Origin of the sequence: Collinsella aerofaciens, from assembly GCF_040910325.1 — a bacterium.
GTDB lineage: Bacteria > Actinomycetota > Coriobacteriia > Coriobacteriales > Coriobacteriaceae > Collinsella > Collinsella aerofaciens_BL.
The window spans coordinates 45,761-68,714 of the sequence record NZ_JBDGAV010000010.1 but is presented as its reverse complement, the minus strand read 5'-3'; the positions used below and the strand labels follow the sequence as shown (position 1 = coordinate 68,714).

The 22,954-nt window shown below is 65.1% G+C and carries 46 protein-coding genes, 1 tRNA gene and 1 pseudogene; 45 read left to right on the top strand and 3 right to left on the bottom strand.

The window, feature by feature from the left end; all coding sequences use genetic code 11:
• Positions 1–174 precede the first annotated feature (174 nt).
• Positions 175–251, top strand: a tRNA-Arg gene (locus AB5Z25_RS05810).
• 654 nt (positions 252–905) lie between these two features.
• Here AB5Z25_RS05810 and AB5Z25_RS05805 read toward each other — a convergent pair.
• The 3 genes and pseudogenes from AB5Z25_RS05805 to AB5Z25_RS05795 all read right to left on the bottom strand — a co-directional run.
• Positions 906–1,646 (bottom strand): annotated as a pseudogene (locus AB5Z25_RS05805) (recombinase family protein); the annotation flags it as partial.
• A gap of 99 nt (positions 1,647–1,745) precedes the next feature.
• Complete coding sequence (locus AB5Z25_RS05800) at positions 1,746–2,642, bottom strand: hypothetical protein (protein ID WP_368135016.1); 897 nt, start codon at positions 2,640–2,642, stop codon at positions 1,746–1,748.
• Positions 2,643–2,645: 3 nt separating this feature from the next.
• Entirely contained in the window at positions 2,646–2,855 is a 210-nt protein-coding gene (locus AB5Z25_RS05795; protein WP_229028311.1) for a helix-turn-helix domain-containing protein, read from the bottom strand.
• A 141-nt stretch (positions 2,856–2,996) separates the two neighbouring features.
• On the opposite strand from AB5Z25_RS05795, the gene AB5Z25_RS05790 reads away from it, so the two are divergent.
• The 44 genes from AB5Z25_RS05790 (at position 2,997) to AB5Z25_RS05575 (ending at position 22,953) form a co-directional block, all read left to right on the top strand.
• Positions 2,997–3,203 carry a helix-turn-helix transcriptional regulator gene (locus tag AB5Z25_RS05790; RefSeq protein WP_195234029.1) on the top strand — a complete coding sequence of 69 codons (207 nt, stop codon included), beginning with the start codon at positions 2,997–2,999 and terminating at the stop codon, positions 3,201–3,203.
• A gap of 92 nt (positions 3,204–3,295) precedes the next feature.
• Complete coding sequence (locus AB5Z25_RS05785; RefSeq protein WP_195234031.1) at positions 3,296–3,679, top strand: hypothetical protein; 384 nt, start codon at positions 3,296–3,298, stop codon at positions 3,677–3,679.
• Between the two features lie 212 nt (positions 3,680–3,891).
• Positions 3,892–4,017: a hypothetical protein gene (locus tag AB5Z25_RS05780; RefSeq protein WP_255413799.1), complete on the top strand. Its 126-nt coding sequence runs from the start codon at positions 3,892–3,894 to the stop codon at positions 4,015–4,017.
• Positions 4,010–4,348 (top strand): hypothetical protein, encoded by a 339-nt coding sequence (locus tag AB5Z25_RS05775; protein ID WP_195234033.1) that lies wholly within the window; start codon positions 4,010–4,012, stop codon positions 4,346–4,348. The genes AB5Z25_RS05780 and AB5Z25_RS05775 overlap by 8 nt, the downstream gene beginning before the upstream one ends.
• Positions 4,341–4,709, top strand: coding sequence for a hypothetical protein (locus AB5Z25_RS05770; protein WP_195234035.1), 369 nt, complete (start codon positions 4,341–4,343; stop codon positions 4,707–4,709). Before AB5Z25_RS05775 ends, AB5Z25_RS05770 begins: the two co-directional genes overlap by 8 nt.
• A gap of 2 nt (positions 4,710–4,711) precedes the next feature.
• Positions 4,712–4,924 (top strand): hypothetical protein, encoded by a 213-nt coding sequence (locus AB5Z25_RS05765; protein ID WP_368135015.1) that lies wholly within the window; start codon positions 4,712–4,714, stop codon positions 4,922–4,924.
• Complete coding sequence (locus AB5Z25_RS05760) at positions 4,924–5,145, top strand: hypothetical protein (RefSeq protein WP_195234039.1); 222 nt, start codon at positions 4,924–4,926, stop codon at positions 5,143–5,145. Before AB5Z25_RS05765 ends, AB5Z25_RS05760 begins: the two co-directional genes overlap by 1 nt.
• Positions 5,145–6,038 (top strand): DUF1351 domain-containing protein, encoded by an 894-nt coding sequence (locus tag AB5Z25_RS05755; protein ID WP_195234041.1) that lies wholly within the window; start codon positions 5,145–5,147, stop codon positions 6,036–6,038. The genes AB5Z25_RS05760 and AB5Z25_RS05755 overlap by 1 nt, the downstream gene beginning before the upstream one ends.
• A gap of 15 nt (positions 6,039–6,053) precedes the next feature.
• Complete coding sequence (locus AB5Z25_RS05750) at positions 6,054–6,596, top strand: ERF family protein (protein WP_368135014.1); 543 nt, start codon at positions 6,054–6,056, stop codon at positions 6,594–6,596.
• A gap of 3 nt (positions 6,597–6,599) precedes the next feature.
• Positions 6,600–6,947 (top strand): hypothetical protein, encoded by a 348-nt coding sequence (locus tag AB5Z25_RS05745; protein WP_118205802.1) that lies wholly within the window; start codon positions 6,600–6,602, stop codon positions 6,945–6,947.
• Entirely contained in the window at positions 6,944–7,540 is a 597-nt protein-coding gene (locus AB5Z25_RS05740; protein WP_195234045.1) for a single-stranded DNA-binding protein, read from the top strand. The genes AB5Z25_RS05745 and AB5Z25_RS05740 overlap by 4 nt, the downstream gene beginning before the upstream one ends.
• A gap of 109 nt (positions 7,541–7,649) precedes the next feature.
• Complete coding sequence (locus AB5Z25_RS05735; protein ID WP_368135013.1) at positions 7,650–8,519, top strand: hypothetical protein; 870 nt, start codon at positions 7,650–7,652, stop codon at positions 8,517–8,519.
• On the top strand, positions 8,516–8,968 hold the full coding sequence (locus tag AB5Z25_RS05730) for a hypothetical protein (protein WP_368135012.1): 453 nt from the start codon (positions 8,516–8,518) through the stop codon (positions 8,966–8,968). The genes AB5Z25_RS05735 and AB5Z25_RS05730 overlap by 4 nt, the downstream gene beginning before the upstream one ends.
• A complete protein-coding gene (locus AB5Z25_RS05725; RefSeq protein ID WP_368135011.1) occupies positions 8,965–9,375 on the top strand; it encodes a hypothetical protein in 411 nt (136 codons plus the stop codon). The genes AB5Z25_RS05730 and AB5Z25_RS05725 overlap by 4 nt, the downstream gene beginning before the upstream one ends.
• Positions 9,376–9,412: 37 nt before the next feature.
• Positions 9,413–9,823, top strand: coding sequence for a YkgJ family cysteine cluster protein (locus AB5Z25_RS05720; RefSeq protein ID WP_368135010.1), 411 nt, complete (start codon positions 9,413–9,415; stop codon positions 9,821–9,823).
• Complete coding sequence (locus tag AB5Z25_RS05715; protein WP_161160813.1) at positions 9,816–10,040, top strand: hypothetical protein; 225 nt, start codon at positions 9,816–9,818, stop codon at positions 10,038–10,040. The genes AB5Z25_RS05720 and AB5Z25_RS05715 overlap by 8 nt, the downstream gene beginning before the upstream one ends.
• The gene (locus tag AB5Z25_RS05710; RefSeq protein ID WP_368135009.1) at positions 10,037–10,234 is read left to right on the top strand and encodes a hypothetical protein; all 198 of its coding nucleotides are present in this window, start codon (positions 10,037–10,039) and stop codon (positions 10,232–10,234) included. The genes AB5Z25_RS05715 and AB5Z25_RS05710 overlap by 4 nt, the downstream gene beginning before the upstream one ends.
• A gap of 107 nt (positions 10,235–10,341) precedes the next feature.
• Entirely contained in the window at positions 10,342–10,983 is a 642-nt protein-coding gene (locus tag AB5Z25_RS05705; RefSeq protein ID WP_368135008.1) for a hypothetical protein, read from the top strand.
• Positions 10,984–10,999: 16 nt separating this feature from the next.
• Entirely contained in the window at positions 11,000–11,392 is a 393-nt protein-coding gene (locus AB5Z25_RS05700) for a hypothetical protein (RefSeq protein ID WP_195234060.1), read from the top strand.
• Positions 11,392–11,661 (top strand): DUF3850 domain-containing protein, encoded by a 270-nt coding sequence (locus tag AB5Z25_RS05695; RefSeq protein ID WP_195234062.1) that lies wholly within the window; start codon positions 11,392–11,394, stop codon positions 11,659–11,661. Before AB5Z25_RS05700 ends, AB5Z25_RS05695 begins: the two co-directional genes overlap by 1 nt.
• Positions 11,662–11,707: 46 nt before the next feature.
• A complete protein-coding gene (locus tag AB5Z25_RS05690; RefSeq protein WP_368135007.1) occupies positions 11,708–12,217 on the top strand; it encodes a hypothetical protein in 510 nt (169 codons plus the stop codon).
• 16 nt (positions 12,218–12,233) lie between these two features.
• Complete coding sequence (locus AB5Z25_RS05685; RefSeq protein WP_195234066.1) at positions 12,234–12,404, top strand: hypothetical protein; 171 nt, start codon at positions 12,234–12,236, stop codon at positions 12,402–12,404.
• Positions 12,397–12,765: a hypothetical protein gene (locus tag AB5Z25_RS05680; RefSeq protein WP_161160819.1), complete on the top strand. Its 369-nt coding sequence runs from the start codon at positions 12,397–12,399 to the stop codon at positions 12,763–12,765. Before AB5Z25_RS05685 ends, AB5Z25_RS05680 begins: the two co-directional genes overlap by 8 nt.
• Positions 12,752–13,027, top strand: a complete 276-nt coding sequence (locus AB5Z25_RS05675; protein WP_368135006.1) for a hypothetical protein — start codon at positions 12,752–12,754, stop codon at positions 13,025–13,027. The genes AB5Z25_RS05680 and AB5Z25_RS05675 overlap by 14 nt, the downstream gene beginning before the upstream one ends.
• Positions 13,020–13,364 carry a hypothetical protein gene (locus AB5Z25_RS05670; protein ID WP_195234072.1) on the top strand — a complete coding sequence of 115 codons (345 nt, stop codon included), beginning with the start codon at positions 13,020–13,022 and terminating at the stop codon, positions 13,362–13,364. The genes AB5Z25_RS05675 and AB5Z25_RS05670 overlap by 8 nt, the downstream gene beginning before the upstream one ends.
• Positions 13,357–13,623: a hypothetical protein gene (locus AB5Z25_RS05665; RefSeq protein ID WP_368135005.1), complete on the top strand. Its 267-nt coding sequence runs from the start codon at positions 13,357–13,359 to the stop codon at positions 13,621–13,623. The genes AB5Z25_RS05670 and AB5Z25_RS05665 overlap by 8 nt, the downstream gene beginning before the upstream one ends.
• The gene (locus AB5Z25_RS05660; RefSeq protein WP_368135004.1) at positions 13,623–13,844 is read left to right on the top strand and encodes a helix-turn-helix domain-containing protein; all 222 of its coding nucleotides are present in this window, start codon (positions 13,623–13,625) and stop codon (positions 13,842–13,844) included. The genes AB5Z25_RS05665 and AB5Z25_RS05660 overlap by 1 nt, the downstream gene beginning before the upstream one ends.
• On the top strand, positions 13,841–14,029 hold the full coding sequence (locus AB5Z25_RS05655) for a hypothetical protein (RefSeq protein ID WP_368135003.1): 189 nt from the start codon (positions 13,841–13,843) through the stop codon (positions 14,027–14,029). Before AB5Z25_RS05660 ends, AB5Z25_RS05655 begins: the two co-directional genes overlap by 4 nt.
• The gene (locus AB5Z25_RS05650) at positions 14,013–14,297 is read left to right on the top strand and encodes a hypothetical protein (RefSeq protein ID WP_161160825.1); all 285 of its coding nucleotides are present in this window, start codon (positions 14,013–14,015) and stop codon (positions 14,295–14,297) included. The genes AB5Z25_RS05655 and AB5Z25_RS05650 overlap by 17 nt, the downstream gene beginning before the upstream one ends.
• On the top strand, positions 14,290–14,412 hold the full coding sequence (locus AB5Z25_RS05645) for a hypothetical protein (RefSeq protein WP_275689377.1): 123 nt from the start codon (positions 14,290–14,292) through the stop codon (positions 14,410–14,412). The genes AB5Z25_RS05650 and AB5Z25_RS05645 overlap by 8 nt, the downstream gene beginning before the upstream one ends.
• A complete protein-coding gene (locus tag AB5Z25_RS05640) occupies positions 14,413–14,535 on the top strand; it encodes a hypothetical protein (protein WP_256441494.1) in 123 nt (40 codons plus the stop codon).
• A 14-nt stretch (positions 14,536–14,549) separates the two neighbouring features.
• Positions 14,550–14,732: a hypothetical protein gene (locus AB5Z25_RS05635; protein WP_161160826.1), complete on the top strand. Its 183-nt coding sequence runs from the start codon at positions 14,550–14,552 to the stop codon at positions 14,730–14,732.
• Positions 14,729–15,010: an HNH endonuclease gene (locus AB5Z25_RS05630; protein WP_368135002.1), complete on the top strand. Its 282-nt coding sequence runs from the start codon at positions 14,729–14,731 to the stop codon at positions 15,008–15,010. The genes AB5Z25_RS05635 and AB5Z25_RS05630 overlap by 4 nt, the downstream gene beginning before the upstream one ends.
• A 255-nt stretch (positions 15,011–15,265) precedes the next feature.
• The gene (locus tag AB5Z25_RS05625) at positions 15,266–15,688 is read left to right on the top strand and encodes a P27 family phage terminase small subunit (protein ID WP_217107454.1); all 423 of its coding nucleotides are present in this window, start codon (positions 15,266–15,268) and stop codon (positions 15,686–15,688) included.
• A 134-nt stretch (positions 15,689–15,822) separates the two neighbouring features.
• A complete protein-coding gene (locus AB5Z25_RS05620; RefSeq protein ID WP_368135001.1) occupies positions 15,823–17,109 on the top strand; it encodes a terminase large subunit domain-containing protein in 1,287 nt (428 codons plus the stop codon).
• On the top strand, positions 17,109–18,527 hold the full coding sequence (locus AB5Z25_RS05615; protein ID WP_195234079.1) for a phage portal protein: 1,419 nt from the start codon (positions 17,109–17,111) through the stop codon (positions 18,525–18,527). Before AB5Z25_RS05620 ends, AB5Z25_RS05615 begins: the two co-directional genes overlap by 1 nt.
• The gene (locus AB5Z25_RS05610) at positions 18,508–19,779 is read left to right on the top strand and encodes a VG15 protein (protein WP_273378171.1); all 1,272 of its coding nucleotides are present in this window, start codon (positions 18,508–18,510) and stop codon (positions 19,777–19,779) included. Before AB5Z25_RS05615 ends, AB5Z25_RS05610 begins: the two co-directional genes overlap by 20 nt.
• 230 nt (positions 19,780–20,009) lie before the next feature.
• Positions 20,010–20,468: a hypothetical protein gene (locus tag AB5Z25_RS05605; protein ID WP_368135000.1), complete on the top strand. Its 459-nt coding sequence runs from the start codon at positions 20,010–20,012 to the stop codon at positions 20,466–20,468.
• Positions 20,469–20,493: 25 nt separating this feature from the next.
• Positions 20,494–21,381, top strand: a complete 888-nt coding sequence (locus AB5Z25_RS05600) for a phage major capsid protein (protein ID WP_195234083.1) — start codon at positions 20,494–20,496, stop codon at positions 21,379–21,381.
• 11 nt (positions 21,382–21,392) lie between these two features.
• Positions 21,393–21,590, top strand: a complete 198-nt coding sequence (locus tag AB5Z25_RS05595) for a hypothetical protein (RefSeq protein ID WP_368134999.1) — start codon at positions 21,393–21,395, stop codon at positions 21,588–21,590.
• A gap of 2 nt (positions 21,591–21,592) precedes the next feature.
• A complete protein-coding gene (locus tag AB5Z25_RS05590) occupies positions 21,593–21,988 on the top strand; it encodes a Gp19/Gp15/Gp42 family protein (protein WP_161160832.1) in 396 nt (131 codons plus the stop codon).
• On the top strand, positions 21,985–22,326 hold the full coding sequence (locus AB5Z25_RS05585) for a hypothetical protein (protein ID WP_161160833.1): 342 nt from the start codon (positions 21,985–21,987) through the stop codon (positions 22,324–22,326). Before AB5Z25_RS05590 ends, AB5Z25_RS05585 begins: the two co-directional genes overlap by 4 nt.
• Positions 22,319–22,612 carry a hypothetical protein gene (locus AB5Z25_RS05580; protein ID WP_161160834.1) on the top strand — a complete coding sequence of 98 codons (294 nt, stop codon included), beginning with the start codon at positions 22,319–22,321 and terminating at the stop codon, positions 22,610–22,612. The genes AB5Z25_RS05585 and AB5Z25_RS05580 overlap by 8 nt, the downstream gene beginning before the upstream one ends.
• Complete coding sequence (locus AB5Z25_RS05575) at positions 22,612–22,953, top strand: hypothetical protein (RefSeq protein WP_161160835.1); 342 nt, start codon at positions 22,612–22,614, stop codon at positions 22,951–22,953. The genes AB5Z25_RS05580 and AB5Z25_RS05575 overlap by 1 nt, the downstream gene beginning before the upstream one ends.
• The last annotated feature ends 1 nt before the right edge of the window (position 22,954 follow it).

The following is a 22,954-nucleotide window of genomic DNA, read 5'->3' as shown; positions in this document are numbered from 1 at the left end:
TGCAAAAACGGCCCGCATCGCGAGCCGTGTATATATGGTGCATGTGAGTTTATACTAATTGTTTCACTTTTGCGTTCTAAAGTGGGCCTTTGCGGCGCGTCTTCCTCGGAATTGCAAAGCTTTTTCTTTTATTTTGATAGCCCGTGGCGCACTTGGGTATAATGCCAGTCGTTCGCCCTATTAGCTCAGGGGATTAGAGCGTCTGCCTCCGGAGCAGAAGGCCGTTGGTTCGAATCCAACATGGGGCACCATTCCAATTTTGCTCGAACCCGCTGGATGTCCAATCTGGCGGGTTCGCCCTTTTTGTCGTAGTTCAGCGTGACCAGTATCTCGTCCTCCGAGACGACAGCCTGCCACACGAACGCCTTCAGCAGCGTCGCGTCGTCGAGCGCCGTCCCGCACTGCAGGAAGTCGGCGAAGCGCTCCGGGTCTATCCGCTCGTCCGTGATGGCCTCGAGGTCGTACCTCGCGCGCGCCTGCTGCTCCTCGAGCTCGGCTATGCGCTCGTTCACGCCCGGCGCTATCACGCCCTGCTCGATGGCGTTGAGGATGTTCCTCAGGCCCCTCTCCGCGGCCCTGAGCGAGTCCTCCGCCTGCCTGCGGCGCGCCCTCACCTCGGCAGTGTCCGCGCGCTCCGCTACCATGTTGGCTATCTGCAGCGCCTCGCCGCGGTCGCCCAGCAGCTCCCTCAGCGCCGAGGCTATGGAGCCCTCGAGCTCCTCGCGCCTGATGTTGCGGACGCACGACCCCGGGCAGCTGTAGTACTCGTACTTCACGTTGTTGCGGCCCCTGCCGCTCACGCCCTGCAGGTTCCTGCCGCATTCCGCGCACAGCGCCGCCCCCGCGAGGGCGAAGTCGCCCCAGTTCTCGCTCGAGCGCTGCTTGCGGCACTTGATTCCCTGGACCTCCATGAACGTCACCTCGTCCACAATCTGCGGCATCCCGCCCTCGCGGACGATGCCTCCCCACTCGTACCTGCCCGTGTACCTTCGGTCGCGCAGCATCTGCTGCACCATCGCCTGGCCGCACGGGTTGCCCTTGCGCGTCCTGAGGCCGCGCCGCGCGAACTCGCGCGCTATCGCGTTCATGGACATGCGCTCGAGCCTCAGCGCGAAGGCCTCGCGCACCCACGCCGCCTGCGCCTCGTCGACCTCGTACTCGTCGTCCCCGTTCCTGCGGTATCCGAAGATGCGCACGCCGTTGGTCTTGCACTTGAGGGCGTTGCCCTCCATTCCGCGCTTGGTCCTGATGGCGGTCTTCCTCGACTCGCAGGCGGCGAGCCCCTCGAGCAGCTTCTCGTAGATGATGCCCTCAGGGCTGTCGGGTATCTGCTCGAGCGCCGAGACCAGCTTGACCCCGTGCGTGGCGAGCTCGCGCTTGTATATCGGCGCGTCGTACTCGCCGCGGCTGAAGCGGTCCATCATGTAGACGAGGACGATCTCGCTCTCGCCGGCGTTGGCTATCATCCGCTGGAACTCGGGGCGGTCGTCGGTGCGCCCCGACACGGCGCGGTCGCAGTACTCCGTCGCGACCTCGTAGCCTTCGCGCGCGCACCACTCGCGGCAGACGCGCAGCTGGTCCTCGATGGATGCCTCGCGCTGCCTGTTGCACGAGAATCTCGCGTATATCACTGCCCTCTTTGGCATAATAGATATGTCACCCTTCCTTCAAGTTGAGTTTGCATGGGTGCACTGGTTAGATGCCCCGTCGGCAGCGCTGGTACCGCTTTAGCCGACGGGGCTCTTTTATCTTCCGAGATAGACAACGGTCACCCTCCATATGGGAAAGCCGTCGTGACCTTCTCGCTTTTGGCAGCAGGCGAAATAGGGGCGTTCGCCGGCATGCTCGGCGAGGGTCTTGTAGTGCACGCACCTCGCGCTGACATCGGCCGCCATCGCCCCATCCACAAAGACGGCGACATGCGGTTTCGCCGTTGACCCGCGAGGAGTCGGGATCAGCTCCGTGGAGACCTCGACCGGAAATACCCCGCTTTTTCTCATGCCGGTCCACTTGTCATCCTCGATGTAGACGCAGTCTCCGTCCACGCCCACCGGCAGTTCTCGCCCGCACGCCTTCGACAGTTCAAGCCTGGTGCGCTCCGATAAGGCGGCCGACTCGCATTCGGGGGAATGCCTTTCCTCGAAGCTGACGTCGCGTCCAAGGCCCTTGCAGGCATCGAGCCACGCGAATATCTCCTCGGGCTCGTCGATCATCATGACGACGGTTGGGATTCCCTTGGCGTACCATCCCGTCATTCTGCACGACACGGTGATCCTGTATCCGAGCTCCGTAATGTCCTTGAACGTGTTTCCGAGAGCCGACGCTGCCCCAAACACCTTTCCTTTGTACGCGAGCGCGAAGCCATTGTCCGTAGTGTCCCATACGCCACCCGTGAGCTCGCTTCTCAGCCGCATTGGCTTCGTCACGACTTCGGCATCGAACACATCACCTTTACGAATCTTCCTCAACGGCTCGCCGTAATAGACGTATACGGTGCGCTCGCACTCACCGCGAAACGATATGGACTTGCCAACGCCAACCTGCTGGCCAATCTTAGCGGCAGCAGCGTCCCCTATCATATCTTTCGCCGTGCTGAGAGCGGCGTTAGCGGCGGCTCTCGCAATGTCACCGAACAGACCCATAGGTCATTCCCCCTCGTCCCACGAACCAGTCCCAAGCAACTCATCGACAGAGCACCCATAGAATCTGGCGAGCTTCACAAGCTTCGTTCCATTTATCTCGCGCTGCCCGTTTTCAATCATCGAGTACATGGGTACGCCGATGCCGAGTGCGCTGGCAACCTCTGGCTGCTTCTTCTTGTATTTGAGCCTCGTTTCTTTGAGGCGAAACTTCATGCCCACGGTTACCTCCTGTTTCTAAGCGTGAGCATATTGTACAAAAAGATTTACAAATAGTGAAATCATGCTTGCAAACAGCTGGGCACTAATCTATATTCACGTATTGTGAAGTTCACAAATAGTGAAATGGAGGTGCAAATGAATCCCATTGCTAGCGAACGTGTCCGCATTGGTCTCAGTCAAGAGGACCTGGCAGAGAAGATCGGCCTCAAGAGTCGAGCTACTGTCGCCAGTTATGAGAATGGAGGAGAGATCCCCGGCTCGAAACTGGTGGCGATGACTCGCCTGTTTAAGTGTTCGGCTGACTACCTACTCGGTCTTACCGACAACCGGACGGTGTCCTAAATGGACGCCAAAGAACACGAGGAGAAGCCCAAGACCCCGCGCGAGATAGCGCTCGACACCATGTGCTCGACGCTTCGGGCGGCATACCGGGAATGGGAGAGGAAGGAGGGGAGCAAGAGACAGTGAGGCCATGGTCGACACGTGAGATCCGGTACCTGAGGGAGCACGCCGGCGACGGAGCCAAGGAGATAGCCAAGGCGCTCGGACGGACTACCGAGGCCGTGAAGCTCCAGGCGAGGAAGTGCGGCATATCGCTCCGGCAGCGCTGGATGTGCCCGAAGTGCGGGCGCATGACGTTCAAGCCGCTCAACAAGGCGAACGGCTGGTGCGCGGAGTGCACGAAGGAGGGCCACGTGGCAGACCTCAGGGAGCAGGCCAGCGCGATGCGCGAGGAGGCTGCGAGGTCCAAGCGGAACGACCGCGAGCGGCAGAGGTGCTACAGCGCCAAGAGCCGCGCGAAAAAGTCCCAAAAATAAAGACCCTAAAAAGCACCCTAGCCCTGACCTGCGGAAACATCAGAAGGGAACACAAGATGTACACATACAAAGAAGCGAGCGCCCCCAGCTACCAACTTGTGAGCACTCGCCGAAACAGCCCCAGACATGAGGCTCAGACCATCATAGCACCCAAGCCATATCGACCGACCGTCCGCGAGCAGCTCGACTCCGATGCGTTCAGGGCGGGGGCCATGGTCGGCTTCATCGCCGCCGCGGTCCTGTTCGCGGCGATCCTGACCGTCTTCGTCCTCCCGACGATGGACGGCGCGGTCCAGGCGGCAAAGGCGGCATGCGCGGCGGGAGCGGTCAATGCGTAACGACGAGAGGTACCGCCAGAAGCCGATGAGCAACCAGCTCGAGATATTCGGCCTCGGCGCGGACGGCGAGCAGGACATGGCGGACGCGCGCGCGTGGATAGGCGAGCACCCGCGGGCGTGGGACTTCATGGTCGAGCAGGCCACCCGCCTCAACCGCAAGGGCTACGTCTCGATCAACTACCTCATCCACATGGTGCGCAACGAGCTGCACGTCGGCGTGAAGAACGGCCTCGCGCCGAGCCTCGCCCGCATCATGGAGGCGCGCTACCCGCACCTGAGGCACGCATTCAACAAGCACCGCTCGAAATCGGACGGTTTTGTCGATGAGTAGGAGCAGGAGGACCGCCAAGGACGCGGGCACGAGGTTCGAGCGACTGGTCGCCGACTACCTCGCCGGGAGGCTGGGGAGCGACATCGACAGGCAGGTCAAGACCGGCTCGCACGACACGGGAGACATCCGCGGCGTGTCGATGGCCGGGCGGGGCATCGCGATCGAGTGCAAGGACTACCAGGGAAGGCACGAGCTGCCCAAGTGGCTGCGCGAGGCGGAGACCGAGCGCAGGAACCGCGGGGCCGAATACGGCGTGGTCGTCTGGAAGCGCCGCGGGACCGCCATCCCCGGCGAGCAGTTCGTGACCATGACATTGGAGACGTTCGCGGCGATGCTCGCGGGCGCAGGCAGGGAGGAATAGCAATGGAGAGCACAAACATACCGGTGGAGATCGAGGCCAAGTTCAAGCAGGCCACCGTTAAGGGCGGCGTCTCCGTCCTGCAGTTCGAGGTCGACACGGAGGACAGCGCGGCGTTCGAGGCCATCCGCAAGAGCGGCGAGGAGGTCTGGCTGTCCATCCAGAGCAAGCAGCCCCAGATCCTGTTCGTGAGCCACGACGGGGAGGTGACCGAGTGATGGAGGACTACAAGGGAATGTTCGCCGAGCTGGCCGACCTCGCCACGGAGGAGCAGGCGATGTTCACCATCTCGGTCATAACGAAGTCCGACGAGGCGTTCGACAAGTTCATGGACGCGCGCGAGAGGCTCGCCAAGTGGATCGTCGAGCACGCGGTGGTCATCGACGAGGCGCTAACCGAGAGGAAGTACAACCGGATGCTCAACGAGGAGGTCAGGTAATGTCCGAGGAGAACGGGGCCGAGGAGGTCGTGGCCGAGGTCATCGAGGAGCAGGGGGCGCCCGACCTCGTCGTCACGTACTCGCCGTCCGTCATCAGCGCGAACTTCGACGCGATGGAGGACAGCATCCGCGCGAAGGTCGCGGACTACGAGGGCGCCAAGTACGACCTGACCAAGGACGAGTCCATCAAGGAGGCCAAGAACGACCGCCTCTACCTCAACGGCCTGAAGAAAGAGATAGAGGAGCGCCGGAAGGCCGTGAAGCGCGAGTACAACAAGCCGCTCGCCGCCTTCGAGAAGCGCTGCAAGGAGATCACGTCCATCATCGACGGCGCGTCGGACGGCATCAAGGCGCAGCTCGACCAGGCCGAGGAGGACCGCAAGTCCCGCGCAATGGCCAAGCTCAAGGAGCACTACGAGACGTTCGCGGAGCTGCTCGCGCCGGTCGTGCCGTACGAGCGCCTCCACGAGAAGCAGTGGCTCAACAAGGGCTTCGGCGAGGTCAAGGCGAAGAAGGCGCTCGAGGCCAAGGTCTCAGCCGTCGCGCGCGACTGGGACACGCTCAAGGCCCAGCGCGACTCCATGGCCCACTACGAGGTCGCCGAGCGCGAACTGTTCCGCACGCTCGACCTTGGCTCGGCGCTCAACGCCGCCCGCGCCGCCGACGAGGAGGACGCCCGCATCGCCGCCATGCGCGAGGCGGTAGAGTCCAAGCCCGCGCCGCGCCCCGCGCCGAGGCGCCGGGCGGAACCCGCCGTCGCGGCGCGCCCCGAGCTGTCCTGCGCGTGGACGGTCGAGATTCCGTCCGCCACGCGCTCGCAGATGGAGCTGCTCGCCGCGGCGCTGCGCGAGCGCGGCATCACCGGCACCATCAAGTGCAAGGGGGTGTGCTAGATGGACGACGAGAAGATGACGCTCTCCCAGGCGATAGCCAAGGTTCAGCGCTCCGTGACCATCCCCAAGGCGCGCTACAACGCGTTCGCGAAGTTCAGCTACCGCTCGTTCGAGGACATCGTCGCCGCGCTCAAGGAGCCCTGTAAGGAGGCGGGCGTGGCGTTCACGCTCCACGACAACATCTGCAAGGTGGGCGACCGCTACTACGTCGAGGCCACGTGCACCCTGTTCTTCGTGGACGGGCACGGCGAGAAGAAGGAGTTCAAGGCCTACGCCCGCGAGGCGGAGCACAAGAGCGGCTCCGACGACGCGCAGGTGACCGGGATGGCGTCGAGCTACGCGCGCAAGTACGCGCTTTGCGGCCTGTTCGCCATCGACGGGCAGAGCGACCCGGACGCGCTGTCGGACAAGCCCGAGAAGAAGCCGCCCGAGAGCGGCGGCTTCACGGCGAAGTGCAAGGCCTGCGGCACGGCCTACGCCTTCGAGTCGAAAGAGCAGTACGAGGAGTTCAAGAAGCATCCCGGCTGCTGCGCCACCCCGACGTGGCGCGTCCTGTAGGCCATGCAGGACATGTACGCGCAGCGCGAGGAGCTGTTCGAGCGCCTCATGGCGGAGCTGGACACGCTCAGGCGGACCGGCCAGCAGTACGCCGAGAACGAGGCGGACTACCGCAAGGCGCTGCGCATCGCCATCCTCGAGGAGCGCTCCAAGGGCACGCCGGTGACTATCATCGGCGACCTGTGCCGGGGGCGCGAGGAGATAGCCGAGAAGAAGCAGCTGCGCGACTGCGCCGAAGCCCTCTACAAGGCATCGAGCGAGGCGATCATGGCGCTGAAGCTGCGAATCAAGACAGTAGACGCCGACATCCAGAGGACATGGACGAGCGGCGGAGAGGAGACATACAGATGAGCATCAACAGAGTGGTCGTGTCGGGCAATTTGACCCGAGACCCCGAGCTGCGCGTCACGCCGGGCGGCACGCAGGTGCTGGGCTTCGGCGTCGCGGTCAACGACCGCCGCCGCAACCAGCAGACGGGGGAGTGGGAGGACTACCCCAATTTCATCGACTGCACCATGTTCGGCAACCGCGCCGAGGCGCTCTCGCGCATCCTGCGCAAGGGCATGAAGGTCGCCATCGAGGGGAAGCTTCGCTACAGCTCCTGGGAGGACAAGAACGGGGGCGGCAGGCGATCGAAGGTCGAGATCATCCCCGACGAGGTCGTCCTCATGAGCCAGAACCCCAACGGGCAGCAGGCGCCTCAGCAGTACGCGCCGCAGGGCTACCAGCAGCAGGCGTACCCGCCCCGACAGGCGCCGCAGCCCGCGCCGCAGGCGTACGCCCCGCATCCGGCGCCCCAGCAGCCCGCGCCGCAGTGGAACGCCCAGCAGGCCTACCAGCAGGCCCCGCAGGCGGTACCGCAACCGGCACCGCAGCAGGCAGCGCCGCAGCCGGCACCCGCCCAGCAGCAGCTGGACGTGTACGACGAGGACATCCCGTTCTGATGGGGCGCTTACCCGACACCATCCGTGACCACTGGGAGGCGGCCCTTTTCGCCGCCTCCTTCTCCTCGGGTTTCCTGTTCTTCTCTTCGCTTCTTTGGGGGTGGTTCTGATGGCAAGCAAGTTCACGTGGTTCCCGAAGCTCACCGCCGCCCTCGAGCGCGTGCCGGAGGGGCCGCGCTGGGAGCTGTGCTGGGCCATCATCCAGTACGGCACCAACGGCATCGAGCCGGAGTTCGCCGACTGGGCGCTCAGTGCCGTGTTCGAGAGCCTCCGCGAGGACATCGACAACAGCCTCGCCGCCCGCAACAAGAACAAGGGCGGCAGGCCGCCGAAGTCCAGTAAGGCCGAAACGGGGGTTTCGGAGGATGCGGAAACCTCGGAAACGGGGGTTTCGGAAAACGGAAACGGGGGTTTCGAGGTTTCGGAAACTACCGAAACGGGGGTTTCGGAACCTGAAAACCCCTCCTTATATACCAATCCATACCAGTCCATACCAAGCCAGGCCATTCCAGTGCAGGGCAGTGCGGACGCGTGCGCCGCGCCCGAGGGCTTCGAGCCGCCGACCGCCGAGGAGGTCGCCGCGTACTTCGGGGTCAACTGCCTCAACGGCGACCCGCAGGCGTTCTTCGACTTCTACGCGTCTCAGGGCTGGCGCAAGTCGAACGGCATGCCTATCTCGGACTGGCAGCCGCAGGCCCGGCAGTGGCACCGCCGCCAGCGCGAGCTCGACGCCGAGGCCCGCAGCCGCGGCAAGCCCACCGCCTCGGAGGTCGAGGCCGCGACGTTCAGGCCGACCAGGACGCCCGAGGAGGCACTGGCCGAGCAGGAGCGAAGGTGGGCGTCCGAGCACCCGGGCATCGACCCGGCCAAGGTCGAGGCCCCGCGGGGCACGACCGCGGGCAGGGCGGAGTTCGGGCTGTACCAGGACGCGCGGAGGCTGCTGGCCGCCCGCGCCGCGTGCGAGAGGAGGCTCTCATGATCCTCGACGCGGGCCTGCTGAGGGGATGGCCGAAGGAGCGCGCCGAGCTGTACGGCAAGCCCCACCTCGGGTCGAGGTACACGCACGACACGGCATACGAGCCGACGCAGGCCCGGTGCGCGGTGTGCGGTAGGCGCGCCTCCAACTGCCACCACGTCGCCCGCAGGTCGTGGGGAAAGACGTTCAGGCTCGTCACGCCAAACGGGGTGTGGGAGCTGCGCAGCCCGCTGTTCGCCCTGTGCGGCTCCGGCACGACCGGGTGCCACGGGAAGTTCCACGACGGCGGCCTCAGGGCCGAGTGGGTATGGCGCACCGGGGCGGCCGAGGAGGCATGGTGGTCCGGCACGATGCTCAGGGAGTACCCGCCGCACAGCCCCGACCTCTACATGTTCGGCTACTGGGCCATCACCGACCGTTACGGAAACGAGATCATCCGAGAGGTGAAATGACGATGGAGATCACCAACTGCGAGCAGTACGTGCTCGCCGAGCTTGACTACGAGCAGCGCCGCAACGAGCGCCTCGCGGCCGAGAACAACAAGCTGTTCAAGCAGCTCGACGCTATGACAAAGAGGGCGAACGGCTACAGCCGGATTATCAACCGCCCCAAGACGCCCATCGAGGCGCTGGCCGACAAGGTCATGCGCGAGGAGATGCTGACCCGCTTCACCTACGCCGAGGTCACGGACGTCAAGAGCGCGTTCAGCGGAAGGCTGCTCGACTTCGACGAATGGTGCCACGATGCGATGCGATATGTGGAGCTGGCGGACGGCGTCGGCGAGGAGGAGTTCACCCGGTTCATGCGCCGGGACCTCAAGAAGATCTACGACAAGAAGGTGGCCAAGAGTGCCGAGTAGAGGCCGCCGTGCCCGACAGGAGCGGCAGGGCGGGCCGATGAATGACGAGAAGGCCATCGCCGCGGCCATCCACGCCGGGCTCCAGAGCGACGACGTGACCGACCTGTACTCGGGCGACTGCAGGGGCTGCGGCGAGTGCTGCTCGCGCTTCCTGCCCGTGAGCCCGTTCGACCGGGTGCGCCTCGAGGTGTACGTGCGCCGGAACGGAATCGAGCCCGCCGAGCCCAGGGCGGAGTACGACCTGCTGTGCCCGTACCTAACGGACGGGCGCGAGTGCGCGGTCTACGCCGCGAGGCCCGAGATCTGCCGGGCGTACCGGTGCGACAGGCACAAGAGGGGCGAGCTGGGCATGTTCTTCGGCGCGGAGTGCGCCGAGGTGACCGACATGCGCGCGCTCGCGGAGGCGATGGCCCGCGACGTCTACAGGAAGGAGCAGGGGAATGGCTAGGAACGTCTACGGCGGCTACTGCCGCGAGTGCGGCAGGTGGACGCCTCCCGGGTTCGGGCACTTCGAGCGCTACCGCGGCGGCTGGCGCGTCCACTGCGTCGAGTGCGCGAGCGGGCGGAAGCTGCCGCCCGAGGGAGACCAGGCGGCGCAGGACATGCGGCGCCACGTAAGGAATATGGTGAACGACGGAAGGTACGGGAAGAGGGGATACAGATGACGGGGAACGAGAGGCCGGACATCTATGCGGACGGACTCCGGGAGGAGCGCTGTGAGAACTGTCTGCACTGCTGCGCGACGGTGCTGCGCACCGTCCACGGCGTGGAGCGCACCGAGTACGAGTGCGGGCGGCGCCCGGAGTTCGTGCACCGCACGCAGGGGCTCGCCAGGTGCAACTACTGGGAGTCGCGATGAGCGGATGGGATGAGCTCGGCCGCGAGCAAGACATGGCCGCGGCGAGGGCCGTCGGCTACCTCGAGGGCATGTACGACGTGGCCGTCGTCAGGAAGAGGGTGGCGTAGATGCGAGTTCTTATCGCCTGCGAGGAGTCGCAGCGCGTGGCGCTTGAGTTCCGGAAGATGGGGCACGAGGCTTACAGCTGCGACCTTGAGGAAGCGGGGGGGGGTCACGACCTCATGCACCTCAACGTCGACGCTCTCCAGATGCTCAAGCTCAGGTGGGACCTGGTGATCGCGCACCCGCCATGCACGTATCTCACCGTCACCGGCAACCGCTGGTTCGACGAGGGGAAGTACGGCGACAGAGCGCGCGAGCGCAAGGCTAACCGTGAGGCCGCCGTCGAGTTCTTCATGGCGTTCGCCAAGTGCGATGCGCCGCACGTCGCAATCGAGAACCCCGTCGGCTGTATGAGCACAAGATGGCGCAAACCGGACCAAATCGTGCAGCCGTACATGTTCGGCGACCCGTTCGAAAAGAAGACGTGCCTGTGGCTGAAGGGGCTCGAGCCGCTCAAGCCGACTGATGAGGTCGAGCCTGAGCCGCGCAAGGTCTTCAAGTCAGGCAACTCCATGCCGGCATGGTACGCGGACGCCTGGCGTCTGCCGCCACACGAACGCGCCAAGGTTCGCAGCCGCACGTTCCCGGGCATCGCAAAGGCGATGGCCAACCAGTGGTGCGAGCAGATCGGGATGGAGGGCGTATAACGCCAGATAAGGAGGAATGATGATTCAACTGCCAAAGGATGCCGACGGTCGAGAGATTCCGCTAGATACCAAGGTGCTGTACGGCAGCGGCGGCACGGCCCGAAACATCGTGTACTGGGTGTACACGGTCGATTCCGACCTCGAGAAAGAGTGGGGGAACTGCTGGCGCGCGGTCACGGACGCGGGCAGGAAACTCGACGCCGAGCTCATGTACCTCACCGAACCCGACAGCTGGGAGAAGCTGGAAGAGGACTTGGACAAATGCGTCGCAGAAGGCACCGCTTGCACGTACTTCAGCAAGGATGGAACCTGTCAAAGTTGTTCTCTCAGCAATATAACAACTGGTTGCTCTCCGAAAGTGATTGAGGACATCGTATCCCGCATCCGCAAGCTGAGGGGTGAGGCCTGATGGCGACGCACAGGCTCAAGATTCAAGAGCAATACGCCGACGCCGTCCTGAACGGCACCAAGACGTTCGAGATTCGCAAGAACGACCGGGGTTACAAGGTCGGCGATGAGATCGTATTCGACGTTGTCACGAACGAAGGCTACGCCGTCGGGGAAGCAGCCAGGCATCCGCTCAACGGTGAAGTCTACCGAATCGACTACATCCTCGACGACTTCGAGGGCCTTGCCCAGAAATACGTGGCGCTGGCCATATCCAAGGTGGACGAATGATTACCGATGAAAAGCGCCGCGAGGCGGCGGCGAAGGAGGTATAGCCATGGCATACAGCGACTACGGCGCGTTCGTGTACCTCAACGGCGAGCGCAGAACCGACAAGGAGGACGTAGGCGTATACGACACCGACGAGGGTTCCCTGCCTACTGGACTCCGCGTGTACGCGAACATCATGAAGCACCATGACGGATTCGAGTGGTTCGAGTTCTCGCACCATGGAGTCATGGGCGACGGCAATGTCCGCGTCGGGTGCTACAAGCAGGGTTGGCCGGAGGTCTACGAGTGGGAGGACGGCGAGGACAAGCCGACCATATACACGTTCGATGCCCTTTCCCGCAGGTTCGGGTGGGACGGTTACGAGGAGTACGGCGACACGAGGTACGCCGCAGACGAGTACGACGAGGAGTTCGACTTCCTTGGATGGCACTTCCACTTCTGGGGCGACGATACCGGCGGTACTCCGAGGTACGGGGCGACCATGAGCCGCGACGGAGAGACCTGGGAGTGCGACTACGACTGTATGTTTGGAGCTGGTTTCGATGACATTCACTAGCGAAGAGCGACGCGAGATGGCTGAGAACCTGCGACACCTGACCATCGGCCACTCCATCCAGTACAAGGAGCAGTTCTTCGACGAGCTTGCCGAGGTGGTGGTCGGCTTCGAGGACTACCATGACTTCGATGTTGTCCTCGATAAGCTCGCTGATCTCATTGACCCGGAAGGGGGAGACGATGATTAACGACGAGGAGCGCAAGCGAGCGGTGGCTGAGTTGCGCGAAGCATCGACCGGGGCATACCGCCACGTTGATTCACTCGACGTGATTGCAAACTCAATCGGCGTCGAGGTGGACGGCAAGTTCATTCACGAGGTTGAGAACGAGACGTACGCGGCCCTTGCAGACCTAATCGACCGTCCGACATGTCACAACGTCGCCGACTACACCAAGGAATCATTCAAGTGCTCAGAGTGCGGGTGCCGCGTGCTGGTGCCCGGCGACAGGCCGGACGGTGTGCTCGTCGTGACCTCCGAGGCGTTCCCAGTCGACTGGTACTCATGCCCGGTCTGCGGGGCGGTGGTGGTGGAAGATGAAGCGTATTAAGTTCGCAAGGCCGGTCGATTGCCCGACGTGCGGTGCGACCCCGTCGCACCAGAAGTGGAAGCCGCGCAAGCTGGTCTACACCAACGAGATGGTCGCGATAGGGGACGTCGACCCAGTCGACGCCGTCCACTGCCCTAGGTGCGACCTCGTCTTCGGCGTCGTGCATTACGAGCATGACGACACGTACATCGCGAGCTGGACCGAGTTCGAGACTGTCCCACGGTATTGCCCGTGGTGTGGGGAGGATTTGACTGATGATTAGCGACGAGCAGCGCCGCGAGGCGGCGGCGAGCCTGCGCGGGTCGAGGGGCTTCTTCAACAGCCTGCCGAGGACCGTCCTCGAGCCGTTCATATTCGACATCTTCGAGCGCGTGCTCGAGTGCGTCGGCTATACGGAGGGCAACGTATTCGACTATCTCGCCGACCTCGTCGACCGCGGCGAGTGCGAGAACGTCTACGACGGGAGCGTCCAGGACTCGTGCGACAACGGCTTCCTGTGCTCGGTCTGCGGCTGCAAGGTCGAGGACGAGGAGCACTACCGCGTGAGCGGCGTCTGGAACTATTGCCCGCAGTGCGGGAGGAAGGTGCGGCATGGCTGACGAGATGAGGCCGGCGCCGTCGCCGTCCGTCGACCTGTGGAGACCGGATGGCCCCGCCGCGAGGGCCGCGGCCGCCATCATGGCCAACGCGGTGGCGAGCTTCAACGAGGCCCTCGTGCCCGTGCTGCGCGGCGTGAGGCGCGAGGCGAGGGCGCTCTGCAAGAGGCTCGACCCGAAATGGAGGCGCGCCCGGATTCGCGCGCTCAAGAGGTTCCGCCGCAACGTGGAGACGCTCAAGCGCGAGGGGAGGTGCAGGTGATGGCGACCGAGTACGTTCTGGGCGCCGACAAGATCGCCCATTGGCGTATCGACAACCACGTCCCGCTGAAGCAGCTGGCGCGCGCCGCCGGGGTGAACCTCAGCAGCCTGAGCCATGCCATCAGCAACGGCAGGGAAGTGAAGATGAACCTGCTGCTCAATCTGGCGGAGGCGATGGGCGAAGACCCGCGCGACGTCGTGAGGAAGAAGGTGGAGAGATGAGATTCGAGATAATCGAGCGCCACATCATCGACGTGCCTGACAGCGAGCTCACGGACGGCGAGCGCCCCTTGGGCAAGATGGCGCTCGTTGAGGTTCTCGACGTCATCGCGGAGAACCCGCGCAGGTTCACCGAACGGTACGAGATGTACCGCGAGGAGGTGATCCGCCTTGGGGGCAAGCTGTGATCCGGGCTACAACCTCCCGGACGGATGCACCGGCGCGGCAATCGACAGGCACTTCGGCGAGGGCAAGCCCACTTGCGCCGAGTGCATCAAGATGTACGAGTGCTGCTGCGACTACGGCATCTGCGAGGTGGAGTTCGACGACGCCTTCCGGGAGAAGTTCGACGGGGCGGACGCGGAGCCGGGCGACGTCGCCTATTGGGCGCTCCCGTGGATAGCGGACCACATGAGGGACATGCAGGAGGAAGCGTGCGCCATGTTCTGTGGCTGATGCCGCTGGCGGCGCTCACCGCGCTGCTGGCGTGGGCGGCGAGGTCCGCATGGGCGCTCGCCGTGGTTCTGACCGTTCTCGTGCGCATGGCGTGCGGGTGAGATTGGAGGATTGAATGGACGAGATTGGAAGGCTGATCGGCAGGCTCATCGGGTGCCTCATCATGACGGTGCTCGTGTTGCTGTGCGTCGCCGCAGTGCTGTGGTGCATGCAGCTGGTCGTGGGGCTGGTCGCATGAGTGCGGGCGAGAGGGTGGCGCGGCAGCTCCGCGACGCCGCGGCCCTGCTGGAGTCCATGGCGGAAGACGTGGCGGGGGACATCGACGAAAGGTTTGTGCTGCTGCCCATAACGCTCACCATCAAGATAGGAAGCACCGACGAGACCCCGACCCTGTCGGTGAAGAAGGACTACCTCGCGAGGAAGCGCCTGGCATGACGTGGAGCTCCAACGGCAACGCCGAGCGCAAGCTCAAGGCGAGGCTCCGCGCCGAGGGCAGGCCGTGCCACATATGCGGACAGCCCATAGACTACAGCCTGCCGCCCGGCACGCCGTGGAGCTTCGAGGCCGACCACGTGGTGCCGAGGGCGAGGGGCGGCGCGGTGCTGGACTACGCGAACCTCGACGCGGCGCACCGCATCTGCAACCAGAGGAAGGGCAAGAACATGCCGGGCGACGCGAGGCCCGTCGAGATAAGGCGCACGAGGCTGTTCTGAAGGCTCGAGACAACTGAATAGGCGGGGCTGAAAAGCCAAACTGGAGGCGCGGTCGTTTGCTCGGCTGCGCCCCACTGCTTTTTGGGGCGCTGAGCCGCCGATGGCGGGGGCATTGCCCCTCCCCGGGGGTGCACGGACACCCATGCTTGCCAGTGCCGATTTCCCCCCGCCCCATGACCCCAGGGCGGGGGTAGGCCGCGAATCTCACCCGCGTCGCACAATGCGGGCACGAGAAAGGAGGCCGGGATGCCGGAGATGCCGGAATCGGTCGCATCCGACGACTATCAATCGCAGATCTGGGCGAGCGTCACCGCATCGGGGCGCTTCTCCGACGAGGACGCGCCGAACCTCGCGCTGCTGTGCTACTGGCACGCCGTGGCGAAGGCCGCGGAGGATGCCATGAGCAAGGGCAAGTCCGTGAAGGTGCTCGACCCCGTCGGCTACAAGCCCGTCAAGGCGAAGAACGGCAGGCACGCCATCATGGAGCGCCCGCACCCCGCCGTGTCCGTGCTCAAGCAGGCGACCGCCGAGATACGCGCGCTCAACGAGCTGCTCGGGCTGTCGCGCAAGGCGGTGCCCATCCAGGTGCAGCAGGCGCGTCCGCAGAGCGATGGCGCTAGGGTGCTGAGCCTCATGTTCGCCGACCGCGAGCGCAAGGCCAAGGCGGCGGGCGCCTGATGGAGCCCAGGCAGACGCCGACATACGAGGCGAACGTCCCGGAGGACCTCAGCGGCGACGGCGGGATGGCGTGCGAGCTCGCGACCGCCTACTTCGGCGACCCGCTCCCGTGGCAGCCGCACCTGCTCGACGCGATGCTGGCCCGCGATGCGCGCGACAAGTACCTGCTGCGCACGCTGGGCATCTCCATCCCGCGCCAGAACGGAAAGAGCTGGGTCGTGCGAGCAAGGTGCTTCTACGGCGCGCTCAACGGCGAGAAGATCCTGTACACCTGCCAGCACGGCGACACATCCGACCAGATGTTCAAGGAGCTGTCACAGCCGTTCGAGGACGAGGACGAGACCGATCTGCGCAACCTCCTGCTTGCCGTGCGCAAGACGAACGGGCAGCAGGCCATCAGCCTCAAGAACGGCGGACTCATCCGCTTCACCACCCGCACCAACTCGCTGGCGCGAGGCAAGACCTACGACGTGCTCATCTACGACGAGGCGCAGGAGCTCACGGACACGCAGCAGGCGGCGTCCCTGCCTGCCATCTCGGCGAGCGCGATGCACAACCCGCAGACCATCTACCTCGGAACGCCGCCAGGCCCCGACAACGTCGGCACGGTGTTTCGCGACCTCCACGACGACGTGCACGACGGCGAGTCCGAGATGGCGTGGATCGAGTGGGGCGCGGACGAGATAGGCGACGTCCACGACGAGTCCCGCTGGTACGAGTACAACCCGTCCATGGGCACCGTGCTCAACTACGAGGCCGTCAAGGGCGAGTCCGAGCAGATGCAGCCCGACGTGTTCGCGCGCGAGCGCCTCGGGTGGTGGGCGAAGACGGGAGGCTCGCTCCTCTACGCCCTGTCCTCCAAGAAGTGGGACGGGTGCCGACGCGACTCAGCGCCCACTGACGGAAAGCTCGCCTTCGGCGTGAAGTTCTCCGCAGACGGCTCCAACGCCGCGGTGTCCTGGGCGCTCGCCGACAGGGACGGACCGTCCTGCGTCGAGCTGTACGACGTGATGGGCGCTTCGGGCGGAACGGTCGCGATCTCGGACATGCTCCTGCGCAACCGAGACGAGATCGCGTGCGCCTGCATCGACGGCAAGTCCGGAGCGGACGCGCTCAAGCGGCGGATGCTCGACGGCGGCTTCAGCAAGTGCGCGCTCGTGATGGGCACGCCCGCAATCGTGCAGGCTGCGGCGTCGATGCTCAAGGACGAGGTCGACTCGGGCACGCTGTCTCACATCGAGTCGCCGGCGCTCGACGACTCGGCGCGCAAGTCGCTCAAGCGCGACATAGGCAGGGACGGATGGGGCTTCGCGGATGGCCCCGACTCCATCGCCGCCCCCATCGAGTCCGCATCGCTCGCCCTCTGGGCGGCGAGAACCACGAAACGAGACCCGCGAAGGGAACAGGAGGCCAGCTTCTGATGGCAGCAGTGAACATGGAACTGGCGGGGCAGGTAGCATCCGCCGCAGGCTTGGAGCCGGGCGACGCGGCGCTCGTCCGCGAGCTCATGACCGTCTGGCGCGAGCATCGAGCCAGCAACCTCGAGCGCGAGGACTACTACCTCGGGCACGTGTCGGTGAAGGACCTCGGCATCGCCATGCCGGCGAGCCTCGCCAAGAAGATCAACCCGCGCGTGGACTGGCCCCGCAAGGCCGTGCACGCACTCGCCGACCGCTCCATCTTCAACGGTTATACGTGCGCGGATGAGCAGACGAGCAAGGCCCTCCGCGCCATCTGCGAGTCGAACCAGCTGGAGCGCCTCTACCGCAAGAACCTCATCGGCGAGCTGAAGCACTGCTGCGGCTTCTGGACCGTGACAGACGGCGGCGGCTACCCGGTCATCTCGGCGTACCCCGCCACCGCAGCGGCGGCGCTCTGGGACGACGCTCGCAAGGCCATCAGGGCGGGACTCGTCGTGGCTGAGTCCAAGAAGATGCCCGGCGACACCGAGCGCGTGCCGACCGTGGTGCACCTGCTCACCGACGACAGCCTCGTGGTGCTCACGCGCGACGGCGGCTCGTGGGTAGCCGAGTACCGCGAGCACTCGATGGGGCGCTGCCTCATGGAGCCGATGGCACACGGCGCGACGCTCGAGCGCCCCTTCGGCACCTCGCGCATAAGCCGCTCCGTGATGAGCATCACCGACGACGCCATCCGGCAGCGCGCCCGAATGGAGGTCGCCGCCGAGGCCGCGACCCTGCCGCAGACTTGGCTACTGGGCACCTACAAGAAGATGCTCAACGACGGCAACAAGTACGACGCCTCGATGGGCGCGGTCAACGAGATCACGAAAGACCCGGACGGCGACAAGCCCACGGTCTGGCAGTCCGCGCAGCTCCAGATGGCACCGCTCACGGAGTACCTGCGCCAGCTCGCCTGCCAGATGTCGGCCGTGACCAACGTGCCGGTGAGCTTCTTCGGCGTGTCCAACGACAACCCGTCCTCCTCGGACGCTATCGCCGCGTCCCTGGAGCCCTTGGTCATCGACGCCAAGAACCTCAACCGCGACAACGGCACGGCGCTGCGCAACGTGGCCTACATGGCGCTCGCCGTGGCGAACGGCACCGATTTCGCCACCGAGCGCGACGCGGGGCATGAGATCAACCCGCGATTCCTGTCCCCGGCGTACCCGTCCACGGTGAGCCTGTCCGACGCGCTGCTCAAGCAGGTGCAGGCGCTCCCGAAGCTCGCCAACTCCACGGTGGCCTACGAGATGCTCGACTACACGGACGAGCAGATCCAGCGCATCGAGTCGGATGCCAAGAAGGCGCAGGCGGGCGCGGCTATCGCATCGCTGTTCGAGCCGAAGGAGGGCGAGAATGGCGGCGGTGCCGACTAGCCTGCTGGACGAGCTGACCGATGAGGTGAACGCGCTGTCGGCAGACGCCCAGGCGAAGGTGAGGCCGGCGCTCGAGTCCCTGCTGTCGAGCTGGGAGCGCGGAGGTGGCGGCGATGTCGCCTCTCTCCGCGAGAGGGCCTACGAGACGATCGAGGCGGTGCTCGGGTACTACGCCGACACGTGCGCCGCCGCGAGGGCCGCAGAATACTACGACGCGGTCAGGGCGTCGCAGGGCTTCCCCGGGAAGTATCGGGCGGTCGCCGAGTCCATGCGAGACCCGGACGCCACGCTCGGCGCGGTTAGATATTTCATCGGCAAGGTCGTCGAGGGCGCCCCCGAGGTCTTTGTCTCGCGGTGCGTCACGAGGGTCGACGAGGAGATCAGGCGCGCCGCCAACAGGTGCGTCGCCCACAACGCGCGCAAAGACCCGGCGAAGCCGTGGTACGCCCGCGTTCCCCGTGGCGAGACGTGCGGGTTCTGCCTCATGCTCGCGTCGTTCGGCTTCTACGCCAAGACCGAGGCGGCGGCGGAGCACTCGCACGCGCACTGCGACTGCCGAATCGTTCCCGGCTTCGACGGGGTGACCACAGTCAAGGGATACGACCCTGACGGGATGTACGAGAGGTATAACGACTGCCTGGCCGCGCTCGGAGGCCGCGACGGCATCGCCTCCGACTGGTACGCAATGCCGGAGGACGAACGCGAAGCGCTCGTGAGGCGCCACGGCAACAAGGAGGGGAAGGCGTACACCGCCTACCTCAACAACCGCGTCGCATCCGAGATAGAGCTACGCGACCCGTCCTGGTACGCCGGCGGCGAGCATAAGGGCATAACGTTCACGGACGATGCGGTGAGGCGCGACAAGGTAAAGAGGTGGAGGGTAGACCCCGGAGAGAGGAGAACCGCAGAGAAGTTAGCGACTCTGGGCTACAAGACTGAGTTCTGGGAAGACGAGGTGCACCTGAAGAGCGAGAACGCGCAGGGAAAAACGACCGTAAGCCGCGCCGACCTGTCCACAGGTATCGAAATCAAGACCGTGTACACGTCGAAATCGGAGAACACGTTCAAGTCGCACATGAAGTCCGTGGCCAACAAGAGCGGGGTGCGGTTCGCCGTCTTCGACGTCAGCGAGAACAAGTCGGTCACCGACAGCCAAGCCGAAGCGTGGATACGCAAGTACATGAAGAGGTACGGAATCTCTGAGGTGCGGATGCTGGGGCACGACGGGTCGCTCCAAACGATAAAAAAATAGGCGGGAGCTGCATGTCTCAATAGGTGAGTCAAACAGCTTCCGCCTAACCCCATCATACCGCATGGCCGCCCACGGGCGGCTTTTTTCATGCCGAAAAACGCCAAACAGGCCAAATCTCACGCCCGTAGGACACTGCCGCGCGACAGGGCCGCACGGCCCGAAACGCACATCTAAGGGGCTCGGCCGCACGGCTGGCCCGACGGGCCGCACGGTCCGGGAAAGGACGCGACATGGCAGCAGAGACCAACACGGAGCCCACGGGCGGTACGGAGCCGACCGGGGGCGAGGAGCCCGACTACAAGGCGCTCTACGAGGCCGAGAAGGCGCACTCCCGCAAGTGGGAGAAGCAGGCCAAGGCCAACAAGGGCGCGGCAAGTGCACTCGACGAGGCCAACCAGGCGAAGAAGACCGCCGACGAGAAGGTCGCGGAGCTCGAGAAGCGACTCGACGCCAAGGAGAAGGCCGAGGCACGAGCCAAGACCGCCGCCAAGGTCGCGCAGGAGAAGGGAGTCCCCGCCGAGCTCATCGTCGGCGAGGACGAGGAGAGCATGGCCGCATGGTGCGACAAGATGCTCGCCGCATTCAAGACAAAGCCCGCGCCGCGAGTGGAGAAGCCCGGCAGCTTCGACAAGGGCGGCAAGGGCGGGGACGAGGCGCTGCGAGACTTCGCCAAGCGCCTCCTGAAGTAAGCCAAACCCGAAGAAAGGCACAGAAATGGCTGCAAACGACACCCAGAAAATCAAGCTGCCGTCCAGCGTGGTATCCACCATCATCGGCAAGGTGAAGGACACCTCCACCATCGCCACGCTGAGCCCCAGCACCCCGCAGAAGTTCGCGGACACGACCTACCTCGTGTTCAACCCGACCGCAGAGGCCGAGGTCGTCGCCGAGGGCGGCAAGAAGTCCGGCTCCGAGATCTCCACCGACCCCGTGGTCGCAAAGCGCGCCAAGATCGTCACGACCACGCGCGTCTCCGACGAGCTGAAGTGGGCCGACGAGGACAACCAGCTGGAGATCATCTCCAACATCATCGCCGACCAGACCGCCGCCGCGGGCCGCGCGCTCGACTACATCGTCTACCACGCCATCAACCCCAAGACCGGCCTCGGCCTCACGGGCTACACCGCCCTGACCGCTGACAAGGACGTCCACAGCGTCGCCAAGACCGACTCCCCGGTCGACGACATCGACTCCCTCTCCGACGCCCTGCTCGACTACGGCATCAACGGCATCGCCATGAGCCGCCAGTTCGCCTCCGAGCTGCGCAAGCTGCGCGTGCCCGCCACCGGGCAGCGCCTGTACCCCGAGGTGCCGCTTTCCCTCAACGTGGGCAACCTCGACGGCATCCCCGCCTCCGTGTCCGGCACCGTGAACGGCCGTCTCGCCAAGACCCCGACCAAGGTCTCCGCGATCATGGGCGACTTCTCCGCAATCAAGTGGGGCATGGTCCGCGACATCACAGCCGAGGTCATCGAGTACGGTGACCCCGACAACACCGGTCAGGACCTGAAGGGCTACAACCAGATCGCCTACCGCACCGAGGCCGTCCTGGCATACGCGGTACTCGACCCGAAGGCCTTCGCCGTCCTCAAGAGCGCCTAGGGGGTACCGAGATGGCTCAGCTAGTCCAGAAATTCATCGTGGAGGACGTGGGCAAGGTGTCCAGCATCCTCCCGCAGCACGTGGCGCTCGTCTCGCCCGACGGCAAGCCGCTCGTCGTGCCAAAGAAGGTCGCCAACCCCGGCGCCAGCCCGACCGTCGCGAAGGTCGTGCAGGCCCTCGTCGACGCCGGGATCATGGAGGCCGAGTAGCGATGGCCGCGCTCGCCAGCGTCGACGACTACAAGGCCCGCTACGGCGAGCCCGCGGACGAGGCCCGCACCGGGGTGCTGCTGCAGGACGCATCGGACCTGATGCTCGCGGCATTCGAGGACCGAATCGGCGAGTACACCGAGGGGGCGTGCCCGGCGTTCGACCGCGCCGCGCCCGCCGTGTGCTGCCTGCTCGTCAACCGCGTGCTCTCGGCACCGTCCGCGATGGCGGGCGCCACGCAGTACAGCCAGGGGGCCGGAATCTACACCGCATCGGTGACCTACGGCTCGGCGCTCGGCGAGATGTACCTCGGGAAGAGCGACCTCAGGCGCCTCGGCCTCACCGGTCAGGCGCTCGGGGCGCTCACGCCTCTGGAGAGGGGAGGGGTGGCCGAATGACGTGCCTCATCTCCGGCGAGACCGTGACCGTGCGCAGTGCGGCCCAGTCGTTCGACGAGCTTGGCGAGCCCACCGGCGAGACGGTGACCGAGGCGGCGGTCGACAACGTCGTGGTGTGCCCCGGCGCGACCGCCGACCTCGACTCGACGCGCCCGAACGGCGTGACGGTCGCCTACACGCTCTGCTTCCCGAAGGGCGCGGACGTTGACCTCAGGGACGCGACGGTCACGGTGCGCGGCACCGACTACAAGGTGGTCGGCGACCCCAAGCGATACACCGCGGCCAATACGCCCGGCCCCTGGGACCTCACCTGCGAGGTGACCCGAACCGATGGCTAAGGCGAAGTGCGAGGTCAAGATCAAGTGGAAGGGCTGGAACCGCGGCGGATACGCCGAGGTCATGAACGGCGGGGGCGTGCAGGCCATGCTCGACCAGAAGGCAAACGCTGTCGTCGCGTCCGCCAACGCATCGTTTAGCCCGAAACCGGGGGAGGGCGCAGGCTATGCCTCGGACGTCATGAGCGGCTCCCTCGCCAAGGGGCGCTCGCTCCACACGGAGAGCGTCCACGCCTTCCGCAGCGAGAAGAAGCACAACCGCTTGCAGGCAATCTTTGGAGGTGACTGATGGACATCGAGAGGGTTGTCGCCAAGCGGCTCATGGACGCGACCGGCATCAAGTGCGTGCCCGACGTGCCGCGCGAGAGACCCGATGAGTTCGTCCAGGTCACCCTCGCCGCCACGAGCGCGACACGGTTCATCCAGTCCCCGCGCGTGCTCGCCACGTCGTGGGCGAAGACCCGCAGGCGCGCACGCGAGATCGCCGAGGCCGTCGAGCGGGCGTGCTCCGCCATCGAGGACGAGCCCAACGTGTTCTCGGCCGTGTCCGACGGCACGTACCGATGGGACGACCCCGACACGGGGACTCCCAGATACCAGACGAACATCAACCTGACCATCTGCGAATAAG